Raw genomic sequence first — 17,359 nt, 5'->3', positions numbered from 1 at the left:
GCGTCGCGGGCCCGGACGGCCTGGGCGTCCGCACAGAACGAACACGGAGTGTGTTCCATCTGTTTCAGAGTGCAATCTTCTGGTGCGGGTGGTTGCGGTGACGCCGACTCGAGTGGCCCGCGGCCCGCGTAGCCTCTTGCCGTGCCCAGCCAGCCGCCGCCCGCTCCGTCGAGAGTGACCGCTCCGTCGAAGGTGACCGCTCTGCACGCGCGCGTGCTCGCCCGGCTGACCGGCGCGGCCGAGGCGCGGCGAAGCGAGCGCTTCTTCGCCGACCAGGGGCGGATCGTGGCCGCGCTCGTCGGCCTGTCCGTCCTCGGGTCGGCGGCGGTCGCCGCGGGGCCGTTCATCCTGCGCCACCTCATCGACACCTCGCTGCCGACCGGCCGGGTGCGCGACCTCGCCGTCCCCGTCCTGCTGCTGTGCGCGGTGCTGGTGTTCGAGTCGACCGTCCTGTCCGTGCGGATGGCGCTCATCGCCCGGCTCGGCGGGTTCGTCTCGGTGCGCATCCGCCAGACAGTCAACTCCCACCTGCAGCGGCTGCCGTTCGCCTTCTTCCCCCGCAGCCAGCAGGGCGAGGTGATGACGGTGATGTCCTCGGATGTCCTCGCCGCCCAGAACGCGATCTCCGCGACCGTGCAGGCGGTCATCTGCCGGCTGGCGGACATCGTCGTCGGCACCGTCGTCGTCTTCGTGCTGGACTGGCGGCTCAGCCTCGTGGTGATGGTGTTCGCCCCCACCACCCTGGTGATCATTCGTTCCGGGCGGCGTCGCCTGGCCGCGCTGTCGCAGCGCCAGCGCGAGCTCGACGGCCAGCTCATGGCCCAGGTCGCCGACACCTCCTCGGTGTCCGGTGCGCTGCACGTGCGGCTGTTCGACCGGGTCGACTACGAGCGGGAGCGGTTCGACGCGGCCGGCGCCGAGCTGCTGGCCGCCGCCCGGGAACAGGCTCGGCTCACCTCGCGGGTCCGTTTCCTGGTCAATCTCGGCATCGTCGCGACGATGACCGCGGTGGTGACCCTCGGCGCCTGGCTGGTCTCCTCAGATCGGACGACGCTCGGCACGGTGGCTGCCCTCGGTGGCGCACTGCTGGTGTCGTTCGGCCCGCTGTCCTCCGCGGTCGACCTGCGCTCCGAGCTGGCGGGCGCCGGCGCCTCGTTCCGGCGGATCTTCGCCCTGCTCGACGTGCCCGAGGACGAGGCCAGGGCGCTGGTCGCCGGGTCGCCGGCCGTCGTCGTGGTGCCCCGGACGCGGGCCGCCGCCCCGGTCCCGGGGGCGGGCATGGGCGTGGGGGTGGGCGTGGCGCCGGTGGGCCTCGATCTGACGCTCGACGACGTGTGGTTCGCCTACGACCAGGCCGTGCCGGGGCCCGCGCGGGCGGCAGGCGCCGCGCCGCACGAGTACCCCGGCCCCGACGACCCGTCCTGGAATCTGCGCGGGGTGACGCTGCGCGTCGCGGCCGGGACGACCACGGCCGTCGTCGGCGCCAGCGGCGCCGGCAAGTCGACGATCGCCTACCTCGCCAGCGGGGTGCACCGCCCGCAGCGGGGCCGGGTCCTGCTCGGCGGCGTCCCGCTCGACGCGATCCCCCCGGCCCGGCTGCACGCGGCGATCGGAGTGGTCCCGCAGGATCCGCACCTGTTCCACGACACGATCGCGGCGAACCTCCGCTACGGCCGGCTGGACGCCACCGACGACGAGCTCCGGGCCGCCCTCGACGCGGCCAGTCTGTCCGCCCTGCTCGACCGGCTGCCCGAGGGGCTGGCGACCCGGGTCGGTGCGCGGGGCTACCGGCTGTCCGGCGGCGAGCGCCAGCGGCTCGCCATCGCCCGCGTCCTGCTGCAGTCGCCGCAGGTGCTGGTGCTCGACGAGGCGACGTCCGCGCTGGACACGGTCTCCGAGGCGGCGGTGCGCTCGGCGCTGGACCGGCTCGCCATCGGCCGGACCTGCCTGGTGATCGCACACCGGCTGTCCACGGTGATCGATGCCGACCGCATCCACGTCATGGACCACGGCCGCGTCGTCGAGGACGGCACCCACCGTGACCTGCTTGCCGACGGCGGCGCCTACGCCCGGCTCTACCAGCCGAGCGTCCTGTGACCGGCCGGGGTGGGTGCGGCGGCGGCCCGCGCGGTGACCTGACGCCGGGTCGCGGGACCGCGGGCACTGCGGGGGGCAGGATGGCAGGGGCGCTGTGGGCGGAACGTGGTTTACCACCCGCGGAAGGGACATTCCGGTAACGGACCCGACGCGGCTGTGCCCTCGTGGCACCCGCCGGCTCGGACCGCTACCGGCAGGTCGAGAGGAGACCACAGCATGACCTCCACTGTCGGGCATGCGGCTGCCACCGGCGGTGCGGATGCCGCCGGGCCCGCCGCCTCCGTCCCCGGCGGCTACTCGCATCGCCAGATCATGGTCATTCTTTCCGGCCTGCTGCTGGGAATGTTCCTCGCGGCGCTGGACCAGACCGTGGTCTCCACGGCGATCTACCGGATCGGCGAGAGCCTGCACGGGCTGACCACGCAGGCCTGGGTCACCACGGCCTTCCTGATCACCTCGACGATCGCCACCCCGCTCTACGGCAAGCTGTCCGACCTGTATGGGCGTAAGCCGTTCTTCCTGTTCGCGATCGCCGTGTTCATCACCGGCTCGGTGCTGTGCACGTTCGCGACGTCGATGTACATGCTCGCCGCGTTCCGGGCCGTGCAGGGCATCGGGGCGGGCGGCCTGTTCTCCCTCGCCCTGGCGATCGTCGGCGACATCATTCCGCCGCGGGAACGGGCGAAGTACCAGGGTTACTTCATGGCGGTGTTCGGCACCTTCAGCGTCCTCGGGCCCGTCGTCGGCGGCGCGCTCGCCGGCCAGGACACGCTGCTCGGCGTCGACGGCTGGCGGTGGATCTTCCTGATCAACGTGCCGATCGGCATCGTCGCGCTCGTCGTCGTCGCGCGGGTCCTGCATATCTCCCACGAGCGCCGCGAGCACCGCATCGACTACCTCGGCGCCGCCACGCTGATCGTCGCGCTGGTGCCGCTGCTCATCGTCGCCGAGCAGGGCCGCGAGTGGGGCTGGGGCGCGGGCTCCTCCCTGGCCTGTTACGGCGTCGGCCTGGTCGGCATCGCCGCGTTCGTGCTCGCGGAGCGGCACGCCCAGGACGATGCCCTGCTGCCGCCCCGACTGTTTCGCAACCGGGTCTTCGCAGTCGGATCCGCCCAGTCGGCGATCATCGGGATCGGCATGTTCGGCGGAATCACCCTGATCCCCCTCTACCTCCAGCTCGTCAAGGGGAACTCGCCGATCAAGGCCGGCCTGCTCACCCTCCCGCTGGTGCTGGGCATCATGTCGCTCTCGCTCGTGGCGGGGCAGATCACCGCGCGGACCGGCCGTTACAAGGTCCTGCCCGTGATCGGGTCGGCGCTGCTCGTCGCCGGGATGCTGCTGCTGTGGCGGCTGTCGGCCGACAGCAGCCTGGTCTACGTCGACCTGGCGATGTTCGTCGTCGGTGCCGGGCTGGGCCTGAACATGCAGACGATCGTCCTGGCGATGCAGAACGCCGTGCCGCCGCGGGACATCGGGGTGGCGACCTCCTCGACGACGTTCTTCCGGCAGCTCGGCGGAACCCTGGGAGTGGCGGTGTTCCTGTCGATCGTGTACTCGATCGTCGGCTCCCGGATCACCTCCGCCTACGCGGACGCGCGCGGCACGGCGGCGTTCGACGCGGCCGCGCGCAGCCATCCCGACCAGCTCAAGGCGCTCGGCTCCGCGTCCTCAGGCGACTCGGGCAGCCTCAACGACACCTCATTCCTGCGCGGCCTCGACTCGGCGCTGACCCACCCGTTCAAGGTCGGCTTCACCGAGGCGATCACGGTCGCCTTCCTGATCGGCGCCGCAGTGCTGGCCATCGCCTTCGTGCTGTCCCTGATGCTCAAGGAGGTGCCGCTGCGGGAGACCGGCGCCCGCCGGAGGCGGGAAAGGCCGCAGCTCCCCCGAAGCAGGGGGCTGGGACTTCCGGTGATGTCGGGCCGGACGGCGCCTGATTCGCGGGCCCGATCGACCAGTGCCCCGATGCTCGCCTGACCAACGGTGTCCGGGTCGAACTCCGCGGCCCGGGAACGCTCGTCACCGCTCTCGTCCCCGGGCTCATTGCCACCGAGACGATGAAGGACTTCGCCAGGAGCGCCGAGATCGTGCTCCCCGAGGGTGCGATGATCGACCCGGCTGACCTCGCCCGGCTTGCCCTGGACGGGCTCGAGGCGGGGGACATCGAGATCCTGGACCACTTCGGCGCCGACGCGAAGGTAACCCTCACCGGTCCTCCGCGCGCCTTCGACCTGCAAGCCGTCGCGGCCGGGTGACGCGACGGCCACGACGGCCACGACCGTCCACTTCGACCGACGCGGCACCGTGGTTGTCGCGGTTGGCCGGAATCCCCTCGTTCACGAGGGGAGGAAGTCAGAGGAAGTCAAAGGTGGCCGCGGCGGACCATCAGCGCGAGCACGCAGGCCGAGGGCGCCATCGGCAGCCACACAGTGACCAGCCGGTAGCCCAGGACCGCGGCGAGCGCGACGGCGGGGGACTGCCCGGCCGCGATGATCGCCGCGGTCAGGGCCGCGTCGAGCGAGCCGAAACCGCCTGGCGAGGGCACCAGGGCCGAGGCGGCGCTGGCGGCGAAGTACAGCGCGAAGACCGCCCCGACGCCGAGGGGGAGGTGCAGCGCACGCATGATCGCCCACAGGGTCGCGGCGTGCAGCAGGGGGATGGCCGCCGACCCGCCCCACAGCATCGCCGCCCGGCTCGGCGAGCGGATCGTGGAGCGCATCGATCGTAGCTGGTCGACGACGCGTGCCCACACCCCGCGCGCCACCCGGCGGGCCGCCGGCACCAGCCAGCCCAGCAGCGCGGCGACGGCGACGGCCGCCGCGGCCACGGCGACGCCGAGGGCCATCGGACCGCCGTCCGGCAGCCGGGCGGAATCCACCGGCAGGAATCCTCCGACCAGCAGGACGGCCAGCACGGCCAGATGGGTGGTGACCCCGGCGGTGGCGTCGAGGCCGACCGCCGTCAGGGACTCCCGCAGGGAGAAGCCGTGCCGGTGCAGGAACCGCAGCTTCACCGCGCCGACCCCGAACCCGGCGGGCAGCACGTGATTGGCCACGCTGCCCGCCACCTGGGCGGCGAGCAGCGGGCGGACCGGCAGCGACCGCGGCACCGTCCCCTGCTGGCAGGCCGCGCCGGCGACCCATGTGAGCTGGGCGACGGCGACCGCCCCCACCAGCCAGAACGGATGGGCGCTGGCCAGCGCGTCGATGCCGGTCCGCACCGTCGACCACGACCGCACCAGCCACACCACCGCCACCAGCGGCGCCGCGCAGGCCAGCAGCGGGCGAACCAGCCAGAACCGGCCATGGCGGGGCGCGACGGCGCCGGCCACGGCGCCGCTCGGGCCGGCGAGGACGAGGTCCCCGCCCGGCATCGCGGGTGCGGCCGCCCCGGTCCGGGCGATGACCGCCGTGGGGGTGGCGTCGAGAGCCGCCGCGGGCAGCGCCCCGCCGCCCGCCGCCGATGCCTCTGGTAGCTGGCGCATCACGGTCCTCCCGTTCTGGCGTCCGCGTGGCCCTGGGCCACGTCGACCCGGTCCGTCCCGATGCCGTCCGGGATGATGCCATCCGGAGTGATGCTCCCCGGCATGTCCTCGTCGAGAATTCCGCGACGCGCCCGTGACGGTTCACCCGAGTGTCGCGTGACCGGATCGAGATCGGCACCCGAGCCGCCCGCGAGCAGCCCGGCGAGGCGTCCGGCGAGTCCACCCCAGCTCCAGGCCTCGCGCATCCACTCCCGCCCGGCCAGGCCCATTCGGGCGGCCCGGTCGGGATCGTCGAGCAGTTCCACGACGGCGCGGGTCACGGCGGAGGTGTCCCGGCCGTCGACCACCTCGCCCGTGCGGCCGGGCAGGACGACGTCCGGTGCGCCGCCCTGAGCACCGGTGATGACGGGCAGCCCGCTGGCCGCCCCCTCCAGGGAGGACAGGCCGAGCCCCTCCAGATCCAGGCCGAGCCAACGGGTGCGTGACGGCATGGCGAACACGTCGGCGGCGTCGAGGTAGGCGGGCAGCTCCTCATCGGCGATCGTGCCGGCGAAGTGCACCTCGTCCGCCACCCCGACCTGCCCGGCGAGACGGCGCAGCCGGGTCTCGGCGGGTCCCTGCCCGACGAGCAGCAGGCGTGCCCCCGGGTGGCGGCGTTGCACAGCTGGCCAGCCGCGGATGAGAGTGTCCTGCCCCTTGCGCGGCACCATCCGGGCCACGCAGATCACGACCGGGCGGTTCGACCAGCCCAGGGCGCGACGGATGTCATCCCCGCCGGCCCCGGGCCGGAAGCGGTGGGTGTCGACGCCGCCGGTGAGCCGGGCGAGGGTGGTGCCCTTCGGGGACACGGAGACCAGCCGGCGGCGGGTGAACGCGGTGAGATACGTCAGCACGTCGGCGCGGGCGGCGACGGTGCGCACGAGTGACCAGCCCACCGGCAGCCGGGACCAGGCGACCTCGTGTCCGTGACTGGACGCCACCACCCTGGTGACGCCCTCCTCGCGCAGCGTCGGGGCGAGCACCCCGAATGGCGCGGCGGTCGGGAACCAGACGGCCTCGCAGCCTTCGGTGCGTACGAGCGAGCGCAGCATCCGCCGGGACTGCGGCGAGGTGAGGATCCGCTCGCCGGCCCGAACCACCGGGAAGGGCAGCGTGCGGTCGTACGCCTCGGCCCCGGGCGCCGCCGGCGCGACGACGATGACCCGGTCGGCGGGCAGGCCGGCGGTGAGGTGGCAGGCGAATGTCTGAATGCCGCCGAGGACCGGGGGGAACTTGTCCGCCACCACCAGCGTCCGCGGCAGGTCGGCGGCCTTGGAGATGCCGGCCGGCCGGGCGTCGGGGGGCGCCGCCGGTGCGGGCACGACGCCGCCCGGCGGCGCGGACTCGTCCGGTCCCGCCGGGCGGGGAGTCCGCCTCACGCGGTGCCCGGCCGGCGGAGGTGTACGGCATGCGGCGGCGGGAGGCATGCGTCGGCCCGTACGACGGGCCACGACGGCAGTCGGCGACCATCCATGAGGGGAGATGATTGCAGGCGGCCGGTGTGAGCCGGATGAGTGCCGCGAATGGGATGCGCCCCGCGGTGCCCGGCTAGCGGGCCGTGGCCGGCGACGGGCGGTTGCGACGGCGCATGCGCCGCTCACCTCACCCGGCGGGAGACCACCCGATGCGGGCCGGGCGGGGTCGGTTGCGCGGCCCGAGCGGCCGGGTAGGCAGTGGACGGGCTGTCCGCGCCGCCGACGCGCCGGCCCGGGGCGATCGGTTACGCGGCGGGGAAGGAGCACGACGATGGTGGGCACGCTTACCGTCACGGAACGCCGCGGCTGGCTCGACTGGGCGCTGGACACCTTCGACATGCAGGTACGGGCCGTGCCACCCGGTTCCTGGGCGGCGCCGACGCCGTGCCGGGGCTGGGACGCCCGCGCGCTGGTCAACCACCTCGCCGTCGAGCACCTGTGGGTCCCGCCGTTGCTGGCCGGCCTCACCCGGGAGGACATCGGCACCCGGTTCGACGGGGATCAGCTCGGCGACGATCCGGTCGGGCGCTGGACGGCGACGGCCCGCCGTAGCCGGGATGCCTGGGACTGGCCGGAGGCCTGGTCGTCGATCCCGATGCTGTCGTTCGGACCGACCCCCGCGGACGAGTATGCCTTCCAGCTCACCGCCGACCTGCTCATCCACAGCTGGGACCTGGCCCGGGCGATCGACGCCGCCGGCCGGCTGCCCGGCGACACCACGTCGGCGCGGACCGTCGGCAACAACCGCGAACTCGTGCACTGGGTCCACGGCAGCCTGCGCCGGCAGATCGACGCCTGGCGAGTGGTCGGCATCTTCGCCACCCCCGTCACGGTGCCGGCCGACGCGGACGAGTGGACCCGGCTGATCGCCCTCACCGGCCGTTCACCGGACTGGCAGCCCCGCCTCGACGGCGGGCAGCACCTCGACGGCGGTCAGCACAGGGGGTAGATCAGGATCGGCCCCACCCGCCCCGCCGGCCGCGGCGGGTGGGGCCGTGCAGCTGCGCAGCGGGGTCGGGGTCGCCGGCGCGGGGGAGTCGGCGTCGGACGCCGGATGCTTGATCGCTCCGGATGGTGTCGTCGACGTCAGCGCTGCCGGTGTCGGCTCCGACGGCGCCGCGATGTCCGACGGCGGCCGCGTCGCCAGCCCCGGGGCGTCGCCCGCGCCGAGGCTGCCGATGGCTGCCGGCAGCGCCCCCGCCGAGCCGCCGCCGTCGCCCCCCCCAGCTCACCCGCACGCCGGAGACCGCGATCAGACCGCCGACCGCGAACGCGGCCACCGCGCTCATCACGATGACCAGCACGACGAGTAGTCGCACGGTGCCGCGGTCCGGGTAGTCCGGTGGACCGCTCATCGGCGCTTCCGGTGCCCCGGGGTGCGGGCGGCCCGCGCGGGCGGCGCCGCGTCGGCTGGGATGCGCCGGCATCGGATGGCGATCTCGGCGTCCCTGCGCATGGGCTGACCGTAGCGGATCGGGTCGCTTCCCGTGAGGCGGTGCGGCGCGGGCGGCCGATGTCGACCGAAAGGCGATCCTTCGGGCTGGTATCGATACACCCGCCGCCCGAGGTACGGACCGTTTTATGTCAACGTCAGTGAGCGGGGGATGTCCTCGGTCACGCTGAAGCTCGGGCGGATCTCCTGGCGGGTCTGGTCGCGCAACCGCCGCGGCGGCCTGTCCAGCGTGGACCTGCCGGGGCGGTTCTCCTACCGGCGGGAAAGCCGCAGCCGCCGACGGGCCGAGAGCTGACGCCGCCCCCCGGTGGGGTCCGGTTAGTCGGCGGCGGCCCGCGCGGTCGGCGCGACGATCGGGGCGGGTTGCCGTTCGGCCAACAGGACCGCGAGGTCGTCGTGCAGGGCACCGCCGGCATGGGTGCTGAGGGCGGAGATGAGTCGGTCGGGAGCCTCCTCCTGGCCGCCGCCCCGCACCAGCTCCAGGTGATCGTCCAGGGGGAAGAAGCGTCCCTGGCTGTCCCTGGCCTCGATCAGGCCGTCGGTGAACAGCAGCAGCCGGTCGCCGACCTCCCACTGCGCCGTCGTGACGGTGAACCGCTCGGCCAGCCCGAGAGGGGGGCTGGGCGAGCGCAGCTCCAGGGTCGACGACCGGTCCGCCGAGACGAGCCGCGGCGGGTGATGGCCCGCCGAGCACATGCCCAGCCGACCGTCGGGATGGATGTCCAGGACGAGCGCGGTGACGAAGTCCTCGGGCCCCGCCTCCCGTCCCACCGCGCGGGCGCACGCCGCCGTCACCTGTTCGGGATCCAGCCAGGTCACCGCGGCCTCGCGGAAGGCGCCGAGCACCACCGAGGCCAGCCGAACCGCCGGCAACCCCTTGCCCCGCACGTCCCCGATGATCACTCGGATGCCGTTCGAGGTGGACACGACCTCATAGAGATCGCCACCGACGGATGCCTCCTGCGTCGCCGACAGGTAGCGGGCGGCGAAGCCGGTGCCGTCGAGCTGGCCCGGGACCGCCGGCAGCAGCGCCCGCTGTGCGACCTCGGCGACGGCCTGGACGCGGTGCAGCTTCGAGCGCTGCCGCTCCGGGTACACGCAGATGTAGACCGCGATCGCGGACTGGGCCAGGACCAGAATGATCGCGGCGATGTGCGCCTGCGTGCCGAAGCGGTGGTCCCAGATCCCGGAGATGATCGCCATGGCCACCGTGAGGTCGCCGATGCCGGCGGTGATCAGCGGCGGGCAGGCGGCGGCGAGGATCAGCGGCCCGAGGCCGAAGTACCCGGTCAGGGCGACACCGGGGCCCAGATCGACGACGAGGGCCAGGACGAGCACGGCCGTTCCGGCGATGAGTAGGCGCACGTTCTCCGGGTCACCCACGGCATCGGCTCCTGCGGGCGCGGCAGGGTTCGTCCGGGCAGATCGCATGGTTCATTCTCCCGAGCAGACCAGGCGTTCGACCACGCACCCTCGCAACTGGGCCGGTCGGGTCAGGTAAACCTGTCCAGAAGGTCAGGCAGCGTGGGTGGTGCGTTCGCCCGGGTGATGCAGATGCCAGCGCTCGCGGTCCTCGACCTGCGCGGCCAGCGAGATCAACAGGGCCTCGCTGCCCGCGGGCCCCATGAGCTGTGCGCCGACCGGCAGACCGGCGGCAGTGCGTCCGGCGGGCACGTTGACGGCCGGCCAGCCCAGCACGTTCCACGGCCAGGCGAACGGGCAGGCCGCGACGATCGCCTGGTCGGTGGCCCAGTTGGTGTCCCGGTTGAGCTCGCCGATGCGCGGCGGGGGCGTCGCCGTCGTCGGCGCGAGCACCACGTCGATCCGGCGGAAGATCCGGCTGATGTTGAGCCGGGCCAGCGGCTCCGCCGCGCGGGTCAGCGGCAGGAACGGGCGCAGCAGGCGGCCGGTCCGCGCGTTGACCACGGTCCGCGGGTCGAGCTGGGACGGGTCCGGGACGCGTCCGGCCCAGTCACGGATGCCGTCCATGGAGCGCGGAAGGAAGATCGTTCCGAGTAGGCCGTAAGGCGGCTCCACCGGGACGACGTCGTGCCCGAGCCGGGCGAGCACCTCGGCCATCCGCTCCACCGCGGCGCGCACCGCCGGATCGAGGCTCGCCGGCATCCCACTGTAGGGGCGGTGCAGCGACAGCCCGATCCGCAGCCGGGGCGGGGGATGCCCGGCCGCGGTCAGGAAAGGCTCGAGTGGTGTCGGTAGCTGGTCCCGGTCGATGGGCAGGCTGCCGACCAGGGCGTCCAGCAGCAGGGCACCGTCGGCGACGGTCCTGGTGAGCGGACCGTAGACGGTGAGGCCGTTGAACTGCTCGCGCACCGGCGCGTTGGAGATGCGGCCGCGCTGCGGCTTGATCCCGATGAGGTGCGTCCAGGCGGCCGGGATGCGTACCGAACCCGCGCCGTCCGAACCGATCGCGCCGGGAACCAGGCCGGCGGCTACCGCGGCCGCCGCCCCACCGGAGGAGCCGCCGGGGGAGTGGTCCAGATCCCACGGGTTGCGGGTCACCCCGAACGCCCGGCCCTCGGTGAACGGCCACTGGCCGAACTCGGGCGTGTTCGTCTTGCCGACGATGACGGCCCCGGCGGCCTTCAGCCGCCGCACCATCTCGCTGTCCCGCACCGCCGGCGGGAACTCCCCCACGGCGCCGAACGCCGTCGGCAGGCCCGCGATGTCCGTGTCATCCTTGATCGCGATCGGGACGCCGAGCAGCGGGCGGTGCCGGCGGCCCGCCGCCGGCCTGCCGCGACCGTGGGCCGCCGTGGCCGCGAGCTCCGCGTCGGCCGCCACCGCCTCCGCGAGCACCTCCTGCGTCCGTACCCGGCGGAAGGCGTTGAGGGTCGACTGCGTCGCCTCGATCCGGTCCAGCGCGGCCTCGACGAGCTCGCGGGAGGAAACCTCGCCCCGCGCGAGCCGGGCGGCGAGGACGGCGACGCCGTCAAGCGGGCCATCCCGCTCCGGCTCGACGAGCACCTCAGGCGCGTCCGACATCAGCCACCCCCCTGCCGCATCGGGCCTGCTGCCCGCACCGTAACCGAACCCGGGCCGCTCGCCCTGCCCCTCGCGCGATACCTCCTATTGTCCGTCTCGGTCACCGGTTTGGGAGAGCCATGAGGAAGAGAACGGTTTAACGTGCATCACCCCGAGATTCGGGTGATATCGCGCGTGTCGGACAGTTTTTCGCGCCACTGCGGTATCACACGCTCCACATCGTGTTATCAACATCGAGGACGGGGTATCGCCGTCGGTAGAACGGATCGTGAACATCTCGTGGCGATACCGCGGGCCCCGGCGGCCACCAAGGGGGCCTCCCGCGGGCCAGCGGTGCGACCCGCGCCCAGGCCCGACCGGCTCCGCTGGCAGGCCCGCTTTGCTGGCAGGGCTGCCCGCAGCACACGGGCGGTGGCGCAGGTGAGTCCTCGGGGCAGTTCCTCCGACCGGTGAGGGCACCGGCGCGCTCGGCCCGCCCGGCCGGACTGTCGGGGTCGCAAGACCTCGAGACGAAGAAAGACGATCAGGGAGGAACCACCCGATGTCAGTGGACCCGAACCCGGCCACGCCAGACCCCGCGTCGATCACGCCGCCGGACGGCGCGGCGCCCGCCGTGCTCGACGAGGCCCCCTTGCGGCCGTCCCCGCCCGCCCCTGAGCCCTCCCGGCCTCTTCCGCCCGCGCCCACCATCGGAGCTGCGGCGACGGCGCCTGTGTCGGGCGAGCACGTGTCGGGTCAGGAGGACGTGTCGGGTCAGTAGGGATCCGGATTTGATGAGTCACCGAGCACCCGGGAGCGGGTGGCGGTCGGCGCCGCCGAGGTCCGCGGGCGCGTCAGCGACGCGGCCGCGACCTTCGCCCCGCACGTCGCGGCGGCAACCGAGCGGACCCGCGGCGCGGCGGAGAAGGCCGCCGGGACGGTGCGGGAGAAGGTCGCCGAGAACCCCCGGCTGGCCGCCGCGACCGAGCGGACGCTCGGTGCCCGTGACCGGGCCGTCGGAACCGTGCGGGAGCGGCTCGCGCAGCACCCGCAGGTGAACGCCACGGCCGAGAAGACCCTTGCCACCAGCGGCAAGGCGGCCCGATCCGCGGGGCAGCGGGCCCGGAACCACCCGCGGGTCACTGGTGGCGTCCTCGCCGGCACCGCACTGTTGCTGTTGGTTCGGCGAGCCCGTCGGCGTCGCCGCCGCGCCGACTGAGGACCACCTGCCCGAGGTGGGTGGGTCGCCCGTCCCCGCCCCACTTCCCGCCAGAGTGCTCTCACTCCGACCGGAAAAGAGTGCCCATAGCGGTGTTTATGCCGTTTGGGTGCGGGGACAGAAGACTCAACCACCTCGGCAGGGAGAATAAAATGGTCACATTTGTTATCGTCATGCTTCTGCTCGGTCTGGTCGCCGGAGCGGTCGCTCGCGTGGTGCTACCCGGACCTGATCCGATCGGCATTCTCGGCACCATTGTCGTGGGCGTCATCGGTTCGTTCGTCGGGGGATTCCTCGGCTACGTCCTGTTCAACAAGGACATCGGTGAGGGCGCGCTTCAGCCGTCCGGCATCATCGGCTCCATCATCGGCGCCATCCTGGTCCTGCTGATCTGGCGCAACGTCGGTGGCCACAGCCACAGCCACAGCCACGGCCGGTCGCGTGGTCGCAGCCGCCGCTACGCCCGCCGGTAACGGATCGACCGTCGGTCACGGCGACACCCATAGGTGATCTCCGAGACTGCCGAGAAGCCTGAGGGTCGCGAGGTCGGCACGGCGCGGGAACCAAGCCCGCCTGTGCCGACCTCGCCCGTCCCGTCCCGTCCATCGGGTCCCTCCCGATCCAGGTCCCCTCGAGCACCAGATCCCTTGAAGCATTAGGTTCCGCCTGCACCACAGCTCCTCCCGAACCGCCCTTACTTCGCCGCCGGCACTTCCGTCCCGGCGGCTTTTCGCTGCGCGGAGACAGCCCAGCCGTCCGGAGTGCCGCGACTCGGCAATCCTTGTCACGATGGCGAGGTAGCCGACCGTGCCACGCCAGCGGATGGTGACCCCTCAAGGTCGCGGAGGGATCATCCCGTTGTTGCCGTCGTCCTCGCCGGCCCCCATGAGGGGGGGTGTGCAGGGGAACGGCGCGGTCCGGCTCTTCTGTAAGGACAAATCGGGCGTCGAGCCGTATAGAAGAACCCATGTAGGCGCTCTCCCACGCATCCGCCATGCTCGCCCGAGCCCGAGCCCGAACTGAGGCTGGGACCTGAGCTGGGGTCGGGGCACGTGGTGCGGTTCCGCGGAACGCCGTGATCGCCGAGGTCGTGGCCGGATGGGCGCCGCACTACCGGTCCTGGTCGCCGGATTCGCGGTTGCGGGGCTCATGGTCGCCGGTGCTGGCGGTGCTGGCGGTGCTGGCGGTGTCCGCGTCCCGCGCGGTCTGCCGCTCGGCACTCGGATCGTCGTGACCGTCCTCGCCGCCGTGGTCGAGGCGGTCGTCGGCGGCGTGGTCGGGAGTCTCGCTGAAGTCACGGGCCCGCTGGGCGGCGTCCGGGCTCGCGCCGGAGAACAGGCGCGCGTCGTCGGCGGCATCGGCGTGGGGCGGATGCGGCCCGTCCGCGGCGTCGCCGGTGCGGCCCGGACCGGCCGGGTCGTCGGGAGTGCGGGGCATCGGTGGCCGGCGGTTGCCGTCGCGGTCCCGGGTGGACAGGGTGATCGTGGTGATTGGCTCCCAGTCGCGTCGGGCTTCGCCGTGCTTGCGGAGTCGGTCGCTCGACGCGCCGCCGGGGTCGTCCCGCTCGCGCACCATCGTGCCGATCGCGCTGCCGTCGTGGTCGCCGGCTCCATCCTGGCGGCTTCTGGCACCGTACGGGCCGGCACCATTGTGTCGGTCTTCGTTGCGACGGTCTTCGTTGTGTCGGTCGTCGGCCGGACGGGTGCGGCCGGGGCCGGAGAGGTGAGCGGCGGCGTCGAACTCGATACGGGTTCGCGGCAGGGCCCGGTGATGGTTGCGCTGCAGCCACAGGACGAGGGCCTCCCGCACGTGGCAGCGCAGGTCGAAGGTGGTCGGGCCGTCCTTGCCGCTGACCAGCACCCGGATCCGGATGTGGTCCTTGATGGCGTCGGTCACCTGCAGCACGCAGACCCGTTGGTCCCACAGGTCGGTGGCCTCCAGGATCCGGTGCATCTCGGCGCGCATCTCCTCGAGCGGAACCTCCCAGTCGAGGTCCAGTTCGACCGCGCCGAGCACCGCGGACTCCTTGCGGGTCCAGTTCTGGAATGGCGTCGTGGTGAAGTACGTCGACGGCAGGATCATCCGCCGGTCGTCCCAGATGCGGACGACGACGTAGGTCAGGGTGATTTCCTCGATCCGGCCCCACTCCTCCTCGACGACGACGACGTCGTCGACCCGGATGGCGTCGGTGAACGTGAGCTGCAGGCCCGCGAAGACGTTGGCGAGCGAGGTCTGGGCGGCCAGGCCCGCGACGATGCCGACGACGCCGGCGCTGGCGAAGATGCTGGCGCCGGCGACGCGGACGCTCGGGATCGTCATGAGCATCGACGCACCGGCGATGATCGAGATTATGGCGACGGTCATCCGCCGCATCAGCGTGACCTGGGTGCGTACCCGCCGGGCATGGCGGTTGTCGACCACGTTGACCCGGTAGCGAGCGAGCGCCAGCTCCTCGAAGACGAACGCGAGGACGGTGACACACCAGCCGATCCCGGCGATCAGCAGGATGCTGCAGAGGTGGACCGCCGGCTCCGTCCAGTCCTGGTCATGGGTGGCGCCCAGGCCGATGAGTAGCGCCACGAGGATCAGGGTCAGCCGGAACGGGTCGCCGGCCGCGATGCGCGAGGTCGGCGACGATCTGGGAATGTCGGCCGATGCGCAGGGCGACCCGGTGCAGCAGCATGGCGGCGGCCACGGCGACGACGACCGCGCCGACCAGGACCGTCAGCACGGCGATCGTCGACTGCGTGTTGGAGAAGGAAAAATCGGGCGCGGCGCTTACACGCACAGGCAGACTCCTCGTCCAGGGGGCAGGGTTCCCTGGGTCCCCTGCCCGCGATCGGGTGCCTCATGAAGTGATCCGCGTCATAGCCGTCCGGCGGGTAACAGCCCACGGGCGTTCGCGCCAGACCAGGCCCGCCCGCAGCCCACTTTGGGGTAGCAGACCGTGTGCGTTCGCGTGCGCTACGGGTGACAATGGGGATGGAGCGTACGGATCACACGCGATGGGACTGAACCGGCGACCGCGCCGACGAGCGGCGCCCCATCGCGGCACGCTTACCGGAGGCGGGCATGGACTACTCCCCGACCATCAGGCAGGCGCAGGAAAAGGATCTGGCGGACCTCGCCACGCTTGATGAAATGATCTTTTGCCATCTGGCCTATCCCTACTTCGTTCTGCGGCAGATCTTCGATGTTCACCACGGCGAGCTGCTCGTGCTGGAACAGGCGGGCGGGCTGCGCGGATACTCCATCGCGGTCCGTTCGACGACCCGCGGCCTGGCCTGGTTTCTAGGATTGGGGGTGGAGCCGGGGCCGCGGGTATGGCCGGCGCCTCGCCGGTGTCTCGCTGGATCGGCTACGCGCCCAGGGCCTCGACCGCGTCAGGCTCACCGTCGACGGCGAGAACGCTGCTGCGGTGCGGCTCTACCGCCGTCTGGGCTTCGTCCGGCTGGTTGAGATCGCTGGCTACCTCGGGCCCGACGAGCCCCGCCAGCTCCTGGAACTGGCGCTCAACCCTGCCATCCGAAACCCTGCCATCCGAAACGGGAACACCGGAGTCGGGCTGGTAGATCAACGTGGCCCACGCGATCCGAGGGTCATGTTGTCCCGCAACAATGCCTGGCCGATGCCGGAGTGAGCAGCCGACGGGCCGCCCATCGATAGCTCTGGGGATCGTGCCTGTAGTCCGCCTTAAGGGCGAGCCAAGGGCACGGTGTCACCGAGCAGCAGGGTACCGAGTCATTGGTAAATAGCAATCTGGGAGAATTCGGACGAACGGATCTGGACTCCGGGGCGGCTTCGTCTGCTGGCGTGCCAGCACGCCGCTGTGGGAGACCACAGGCCGGCACGCCCGGTGTGTCGGCACACCGCGTGTGGGAGACCATCCGGTCTAGGTACTTGACGGAAAGCAGAATCTGCCTGCTGCTGGCGAACTAGGCGGGCTCCTGGTGTCCGTCCACTTTTTTGCCGATCACGGTGTTTAATAGTTGAGTCATAGGGGTGTATATCATGTTGAAGCCGCAGAGGGCCCAGGTCGACTCCCAGCACCGGGGCGGTACTCGGCGGGCCGCTCTCGGCGGCGGCTAGGCGCTCAAGCAGCCGCCCCGCCTCGCCGGCGCCCCGCGTAACGCCGATTTTCCGTGGGACGAGTTCGATACGGCGTCCTACCTGCGTCATAACTATGAGACCCTGCGCCCGGACGACCGGCAGATCCTCGAACTGGTCCGGGACTTCTTCGCGGACCTGGCGCCGGCCGGCGAGACCCGCAAGGGGCTCGACCTGGGCTCGGGGCCGAACCTGTGCCCGGCTTTGGCCATGCTGCCGCTGTGTCAAGAGATCACTCTGTTTGAGCGGTCCACCAGCAACGTGGGCTGGTTGCAGGGAGAGGTTCGCCACTTCGGGCGCTCCTGGGATCCCTTCTGGGACTTGCTTTGTGAACATCCACGCTATCGGGCGGTGGGCGATCCGTGCCCGGTGTTCGCCAACCGCGTGTCGGTACAGTCGGGTAACGTATTCGATCTTCCCGAAGGCGCGTGGGACATCGGCACCAGGGAGTTTTTCCGAAACTCGCCATGGCTGATTCGAATCAGATCGCCGGGATCGTAAAT

At 72.2% G+C, this 17,359-nt stretch carries 16 protein-coding genes; 8 read left to right on the top strand and 8 right to left on the bottom strand.

The annotated features are described in order from the left end of the window. Positions 1–141 precede the first annotated feature (141 nt). From G6R25_RS11670 to G6R25_RS11660, 3 genes are all read left to right on the top strand, one after another. On the top strand, positions 142–2,097 hold the full coding sequence (locus G6R25_RS11670; RefSeq protein ID WP_163552995.1) for an ABC transporter ATP-binding protein: 1,956 nt from the start codon (positions 142–144) through the stop codon (positions 2,095–2,097). A gap of 216 nt (positions 2,098–2,313) precedes the next feature. Beyond that, entirely contained in the window at positions 2,314–4,074 is a 1,761-nt protein-coding gene (locus G6R25_RS11665) for an MDR family MFS transporter (RefSeq protein WP_235948134.1), read from the top strand. Between the two features lie 80 nt (positions 4,075–4,154). Continuing rightward, the gene (locus G6R25_RS11660; protein ID WP_205447063.1) at positions 4,155–4,352 is read left to right on the top strand and encodes a hypothetical protein; all 198 of its coding nucleotides are present in this window, start codon (positions 4,155–4,157) and stop codon (positions 4,350–4,352) included. Positions 4,353–4,459: 107 nt separating this feature from the next. Here G6R25_RS11660 and G6R25_RS11655 read toward each other — a convergent pair whose 3' ends face one another. Beyond that, entirely contained in the window at positions 4,460–5,581 is a 1,122-nt protein-coding gene (locus tag G6R25_RS11655) for a lysylphosphatidylglycerol synthase transmembrane domain-containing protein (RefSeq protein WP_235948130.1), read from the bottom strand. Next, positions 5,581–6,999: a glycosyltransferase family 4 protein gene (locus tag G6R25_RS11650; protein ID WP_163552993.1), complete on the bottom strand. Its 1,419-nt coding sequence runs from the start codon at positions 6,997–6,999 to the stop codon at positions 5,581–5,583. Before G6R25_RS11650 ends, G6R25_RS11655 begins: the two co-directional genes overlap by 1 nt. 367 nt (positions 7,000–7,366) lie before the next feature. On the opposite strand from G6R25_RS11650, the gene G6R25_RS11645 reads away from it, so the two are divergent. Continuing rightward, entirely contained in the window at positions 7,367–8,044 is a 678-nt protein-coding gene (locus tag G6R25_RS11645; protein WP_163552992.1) for a TIGR03086 family metal-binding protein, read from the top strand. A 1-nt stretch (position 8,045) separates the two neighbouring features. On the opposite strand, the gene G6R25_RS11640 is transcribed toward G6R25_RS11645, so the two are convergent. Continuing rightward, entirely contained in the window at positions 8,046–8,450 is a 405-nt protein-coding gene (locus G6R25_RS11640; RefSeq protein ID WP_235948126.1) for a hypothetical protein, read from the bottom strand. Positions 8,451–8,699: 249 nt separating this feature from the next. Between G6R25_RS11640 and G6R25_RS30360 the strand changes: the two genes are divergently transcribed. After that, positions 8,700–8,843, top strand: coding sequence for a hypothetical protein (locus tag G6R25_RS30360; protein WP_235825889.1), 144 nt, complete (start codon positions 8,700–8,702; stop codon positions 8,841–8,843). 23 nt (positions 8,844–8,866) lie between these two features. Here the strand turns inward: G6R25_RS30360 and G6R25_RS11630 are convergent, their stop codons facing one another. Together G6R25_RS11630 and G6R25_RS11625 are read right to left on the bottom strand one after the other, a co-directional pair. Then, positions 8,867–9,979 carry a PP2C family protein-serine/threonine phosphatase gene (locus G6R25_RS11630; RefSeq protein ID WP_163552990.1) on the bottom strand — a complete coding sequence of 371 codons (1,113 nt, stop codon included), beginning with the start codon at positions 9,977–9,979 and terminating at the stop codon, positions 8,867–8,869. A gap of 84 nt (positions 9,980–10,063) precedes the next feature. Continuing rightward, a complete protein-coding gene (locus G6R25_RS11625) occupies positions 10,064–11,551 on the bottom strand; it encodes an amidase (protein WP_163552989.1) in 1,488 nt (495 codons plus the stop codon). A gap of 799 nt (positions 11,552–12,350) precedes the next feature. Between G6R25_RS11625 and G6R25_RS26835 the strand changes: the two genes are divergently transcribed. Continuing rightward, the gene (locus tag G6R25_RS26835; RefSeq protein ID WP_235948123.1) at positions 12,351–12,749 is read left to right on the top strand and encodes a hypothetical protein; all 399 of its coding nucleotides are present in this window, start codon (positions 12,351–12,353) and stop codon (positions 12,747–12,749) included. Positions 12,750–12,901: 152 nt separating this feature from the next. Next, positions 12,902–13,222, top strand: coding sequence for a GlsB/YeaQ/YmgE family stress response membrane protein (locus tag G6R25_RS11615; protein ID WP_163552988.1), 321 nt, complete (start codon positions 12,902–12,904; stop codon positions 13,220–13,222). A 637-nt stretch (positions 13,223–13,859) separates the two neighbouring features. Here G6R25_RS11615 and G6R25_RS11610 read toward each other — a convergent pair. The 3 genes from G6R25_RS11610 to G6R25_RS26825 all read right to left on the bottom strand — a co-directional run bounded on the left by G6R25_RS11610 (position 13,860) and on the right by G6R25_RS26825 (position 15,953). Next, positions 13,860–15,329, bottom strand: a complete 1,470-nt coding sequence (locus tag G6R25_RS11610) for a mechanosensitive ion channel family protein (RefSeq protein ID WP_235948121.1) — start codon at positions 15,327–15,329, stop codon at positions 13,860–13,862. After that, positions 15,295–15,537: a hypothetical protein gene (locus tag G6R25_RS26830; protein ID WP_235948118.1), complete on the bottom strand. Its 243-nt coding sequence runs from the start codon at positions 15,535–15,537 to the stop codon at positions 15,295–15,297. The genes G6R25_RS11610 and G6R25_RS26830 overlap by 35 nt, the downstream gene beginning before the upstream one ends. 269 nt (positions 15,538–15,806) lie before the next feature. Beyond that, entirely contained in the window at positions 15,807–15,953 is a 147-nt protein-coding gene (locus tag G6R25_RS26825; protein ID WP_235948116.1) for a hypothetical protein, read from the bottom strand. Between the two features lie 145 nt (positions 15,954–16,098). On the opposite strand from G6R25_RS26825, the gene G6R25_RS26820 reads away from it, so the two are divergent. Next, positions 16,099–16,389 (top strand): GNAT family N-acetyltransferase, encoded by a 291-nt coding sequence (locus tag G6R25_RS26820; RefSeq protein WP_235826001.1) that lies wholly within the window; start codon positions 16,099–16,101, stop codon positions 16,387–16,389. The last annotated feature ends 970 nt before the right edge of the window (positions 16,390–17,359 follow it).

It is taken from the genome of Candidatus Frankia alpina (genome assembly GCF_902806485.1).
Lineage (GTDB): Bacteria > Actinomycetota > Actinomycetes > Frankiales > Frankiaceae > Frankia > Frankia alpina.
This window is presented reverse-complemented; position numbering and strand designations above follow the sequence as displayed.

What these genes read in the sequence shown, in the direction of transcription:
- G6R25_RS11625 (WP_163552989.1), bottom strand. Translation starts at nt 11,551, where the DNA reads ATGTCGGACGCGCCTGAGGTGCTCGTCGAGCCGGAGCGGGATGGCCCG.
- G6R25_RS11660 (WP_205447063.1), top strand. Translation starts at nt 4,155, where the DNA reads ATGAAGGACTTCGCCAGGAGCGCCGAGATCGTGCTCCCCGAGGGTGCG.
- G6R25_RS11640 (WP_235948126.1), bottom strand. Translation starts at nt 8,450, where the DNA reads ATGAGCGGTCCACCGGACTACCCGGACCGCGGCACCGTGCGACTACTC.
- G6R25_RS11615 (WP_163552988.1), top strand. Translation starts at nt 12,902, where the DNA reads ATGGTCACATTTGTTATCGTCATGCTTCTGCTCGGTCTGGTCGCCGGA.
- G6R25_RS30360 (WP_235825889.1), top strand. Translation starts at nt 8,700, where the DNA reads ATGTCCTCGGTCACGCTGAAGCTCGGGCGGATCTCCTGGCGGGTCTGG.
- G6R25_RS11645 (WP_163552992.1), top strand. Translation starts at nt 7,367, where the DNA reads ATGGTGGGCACGCTTACCGTCACGGAACGCCGCGGCTGGCTCGACTGG.
- G6R25_RS11665 (WP_235948134.1), top strand. Translation starts at nt 2,314, where the DNA reads ATGACCTCCACTGTCGGGCATGCGGCTGCCACCGGCGGTGCGGATGCC.
- G6R25_RS11655 (WP_235948130.1), bottom strand. Translation starts at nt 5,581, where the DNA reads ATGCGCCAGCTACCAGAGGCATCGGCGGCGGGCGGCGGGGCGCTGCCC.
- G6R25_RS11630 (WP_163552990.1), bottom strand. Translation starts at nt 9,979, where the DNA reads ATGCGATCTGCCCGGACGAACCCTGCCGCGCCCGCAGGAGCCGATGCC.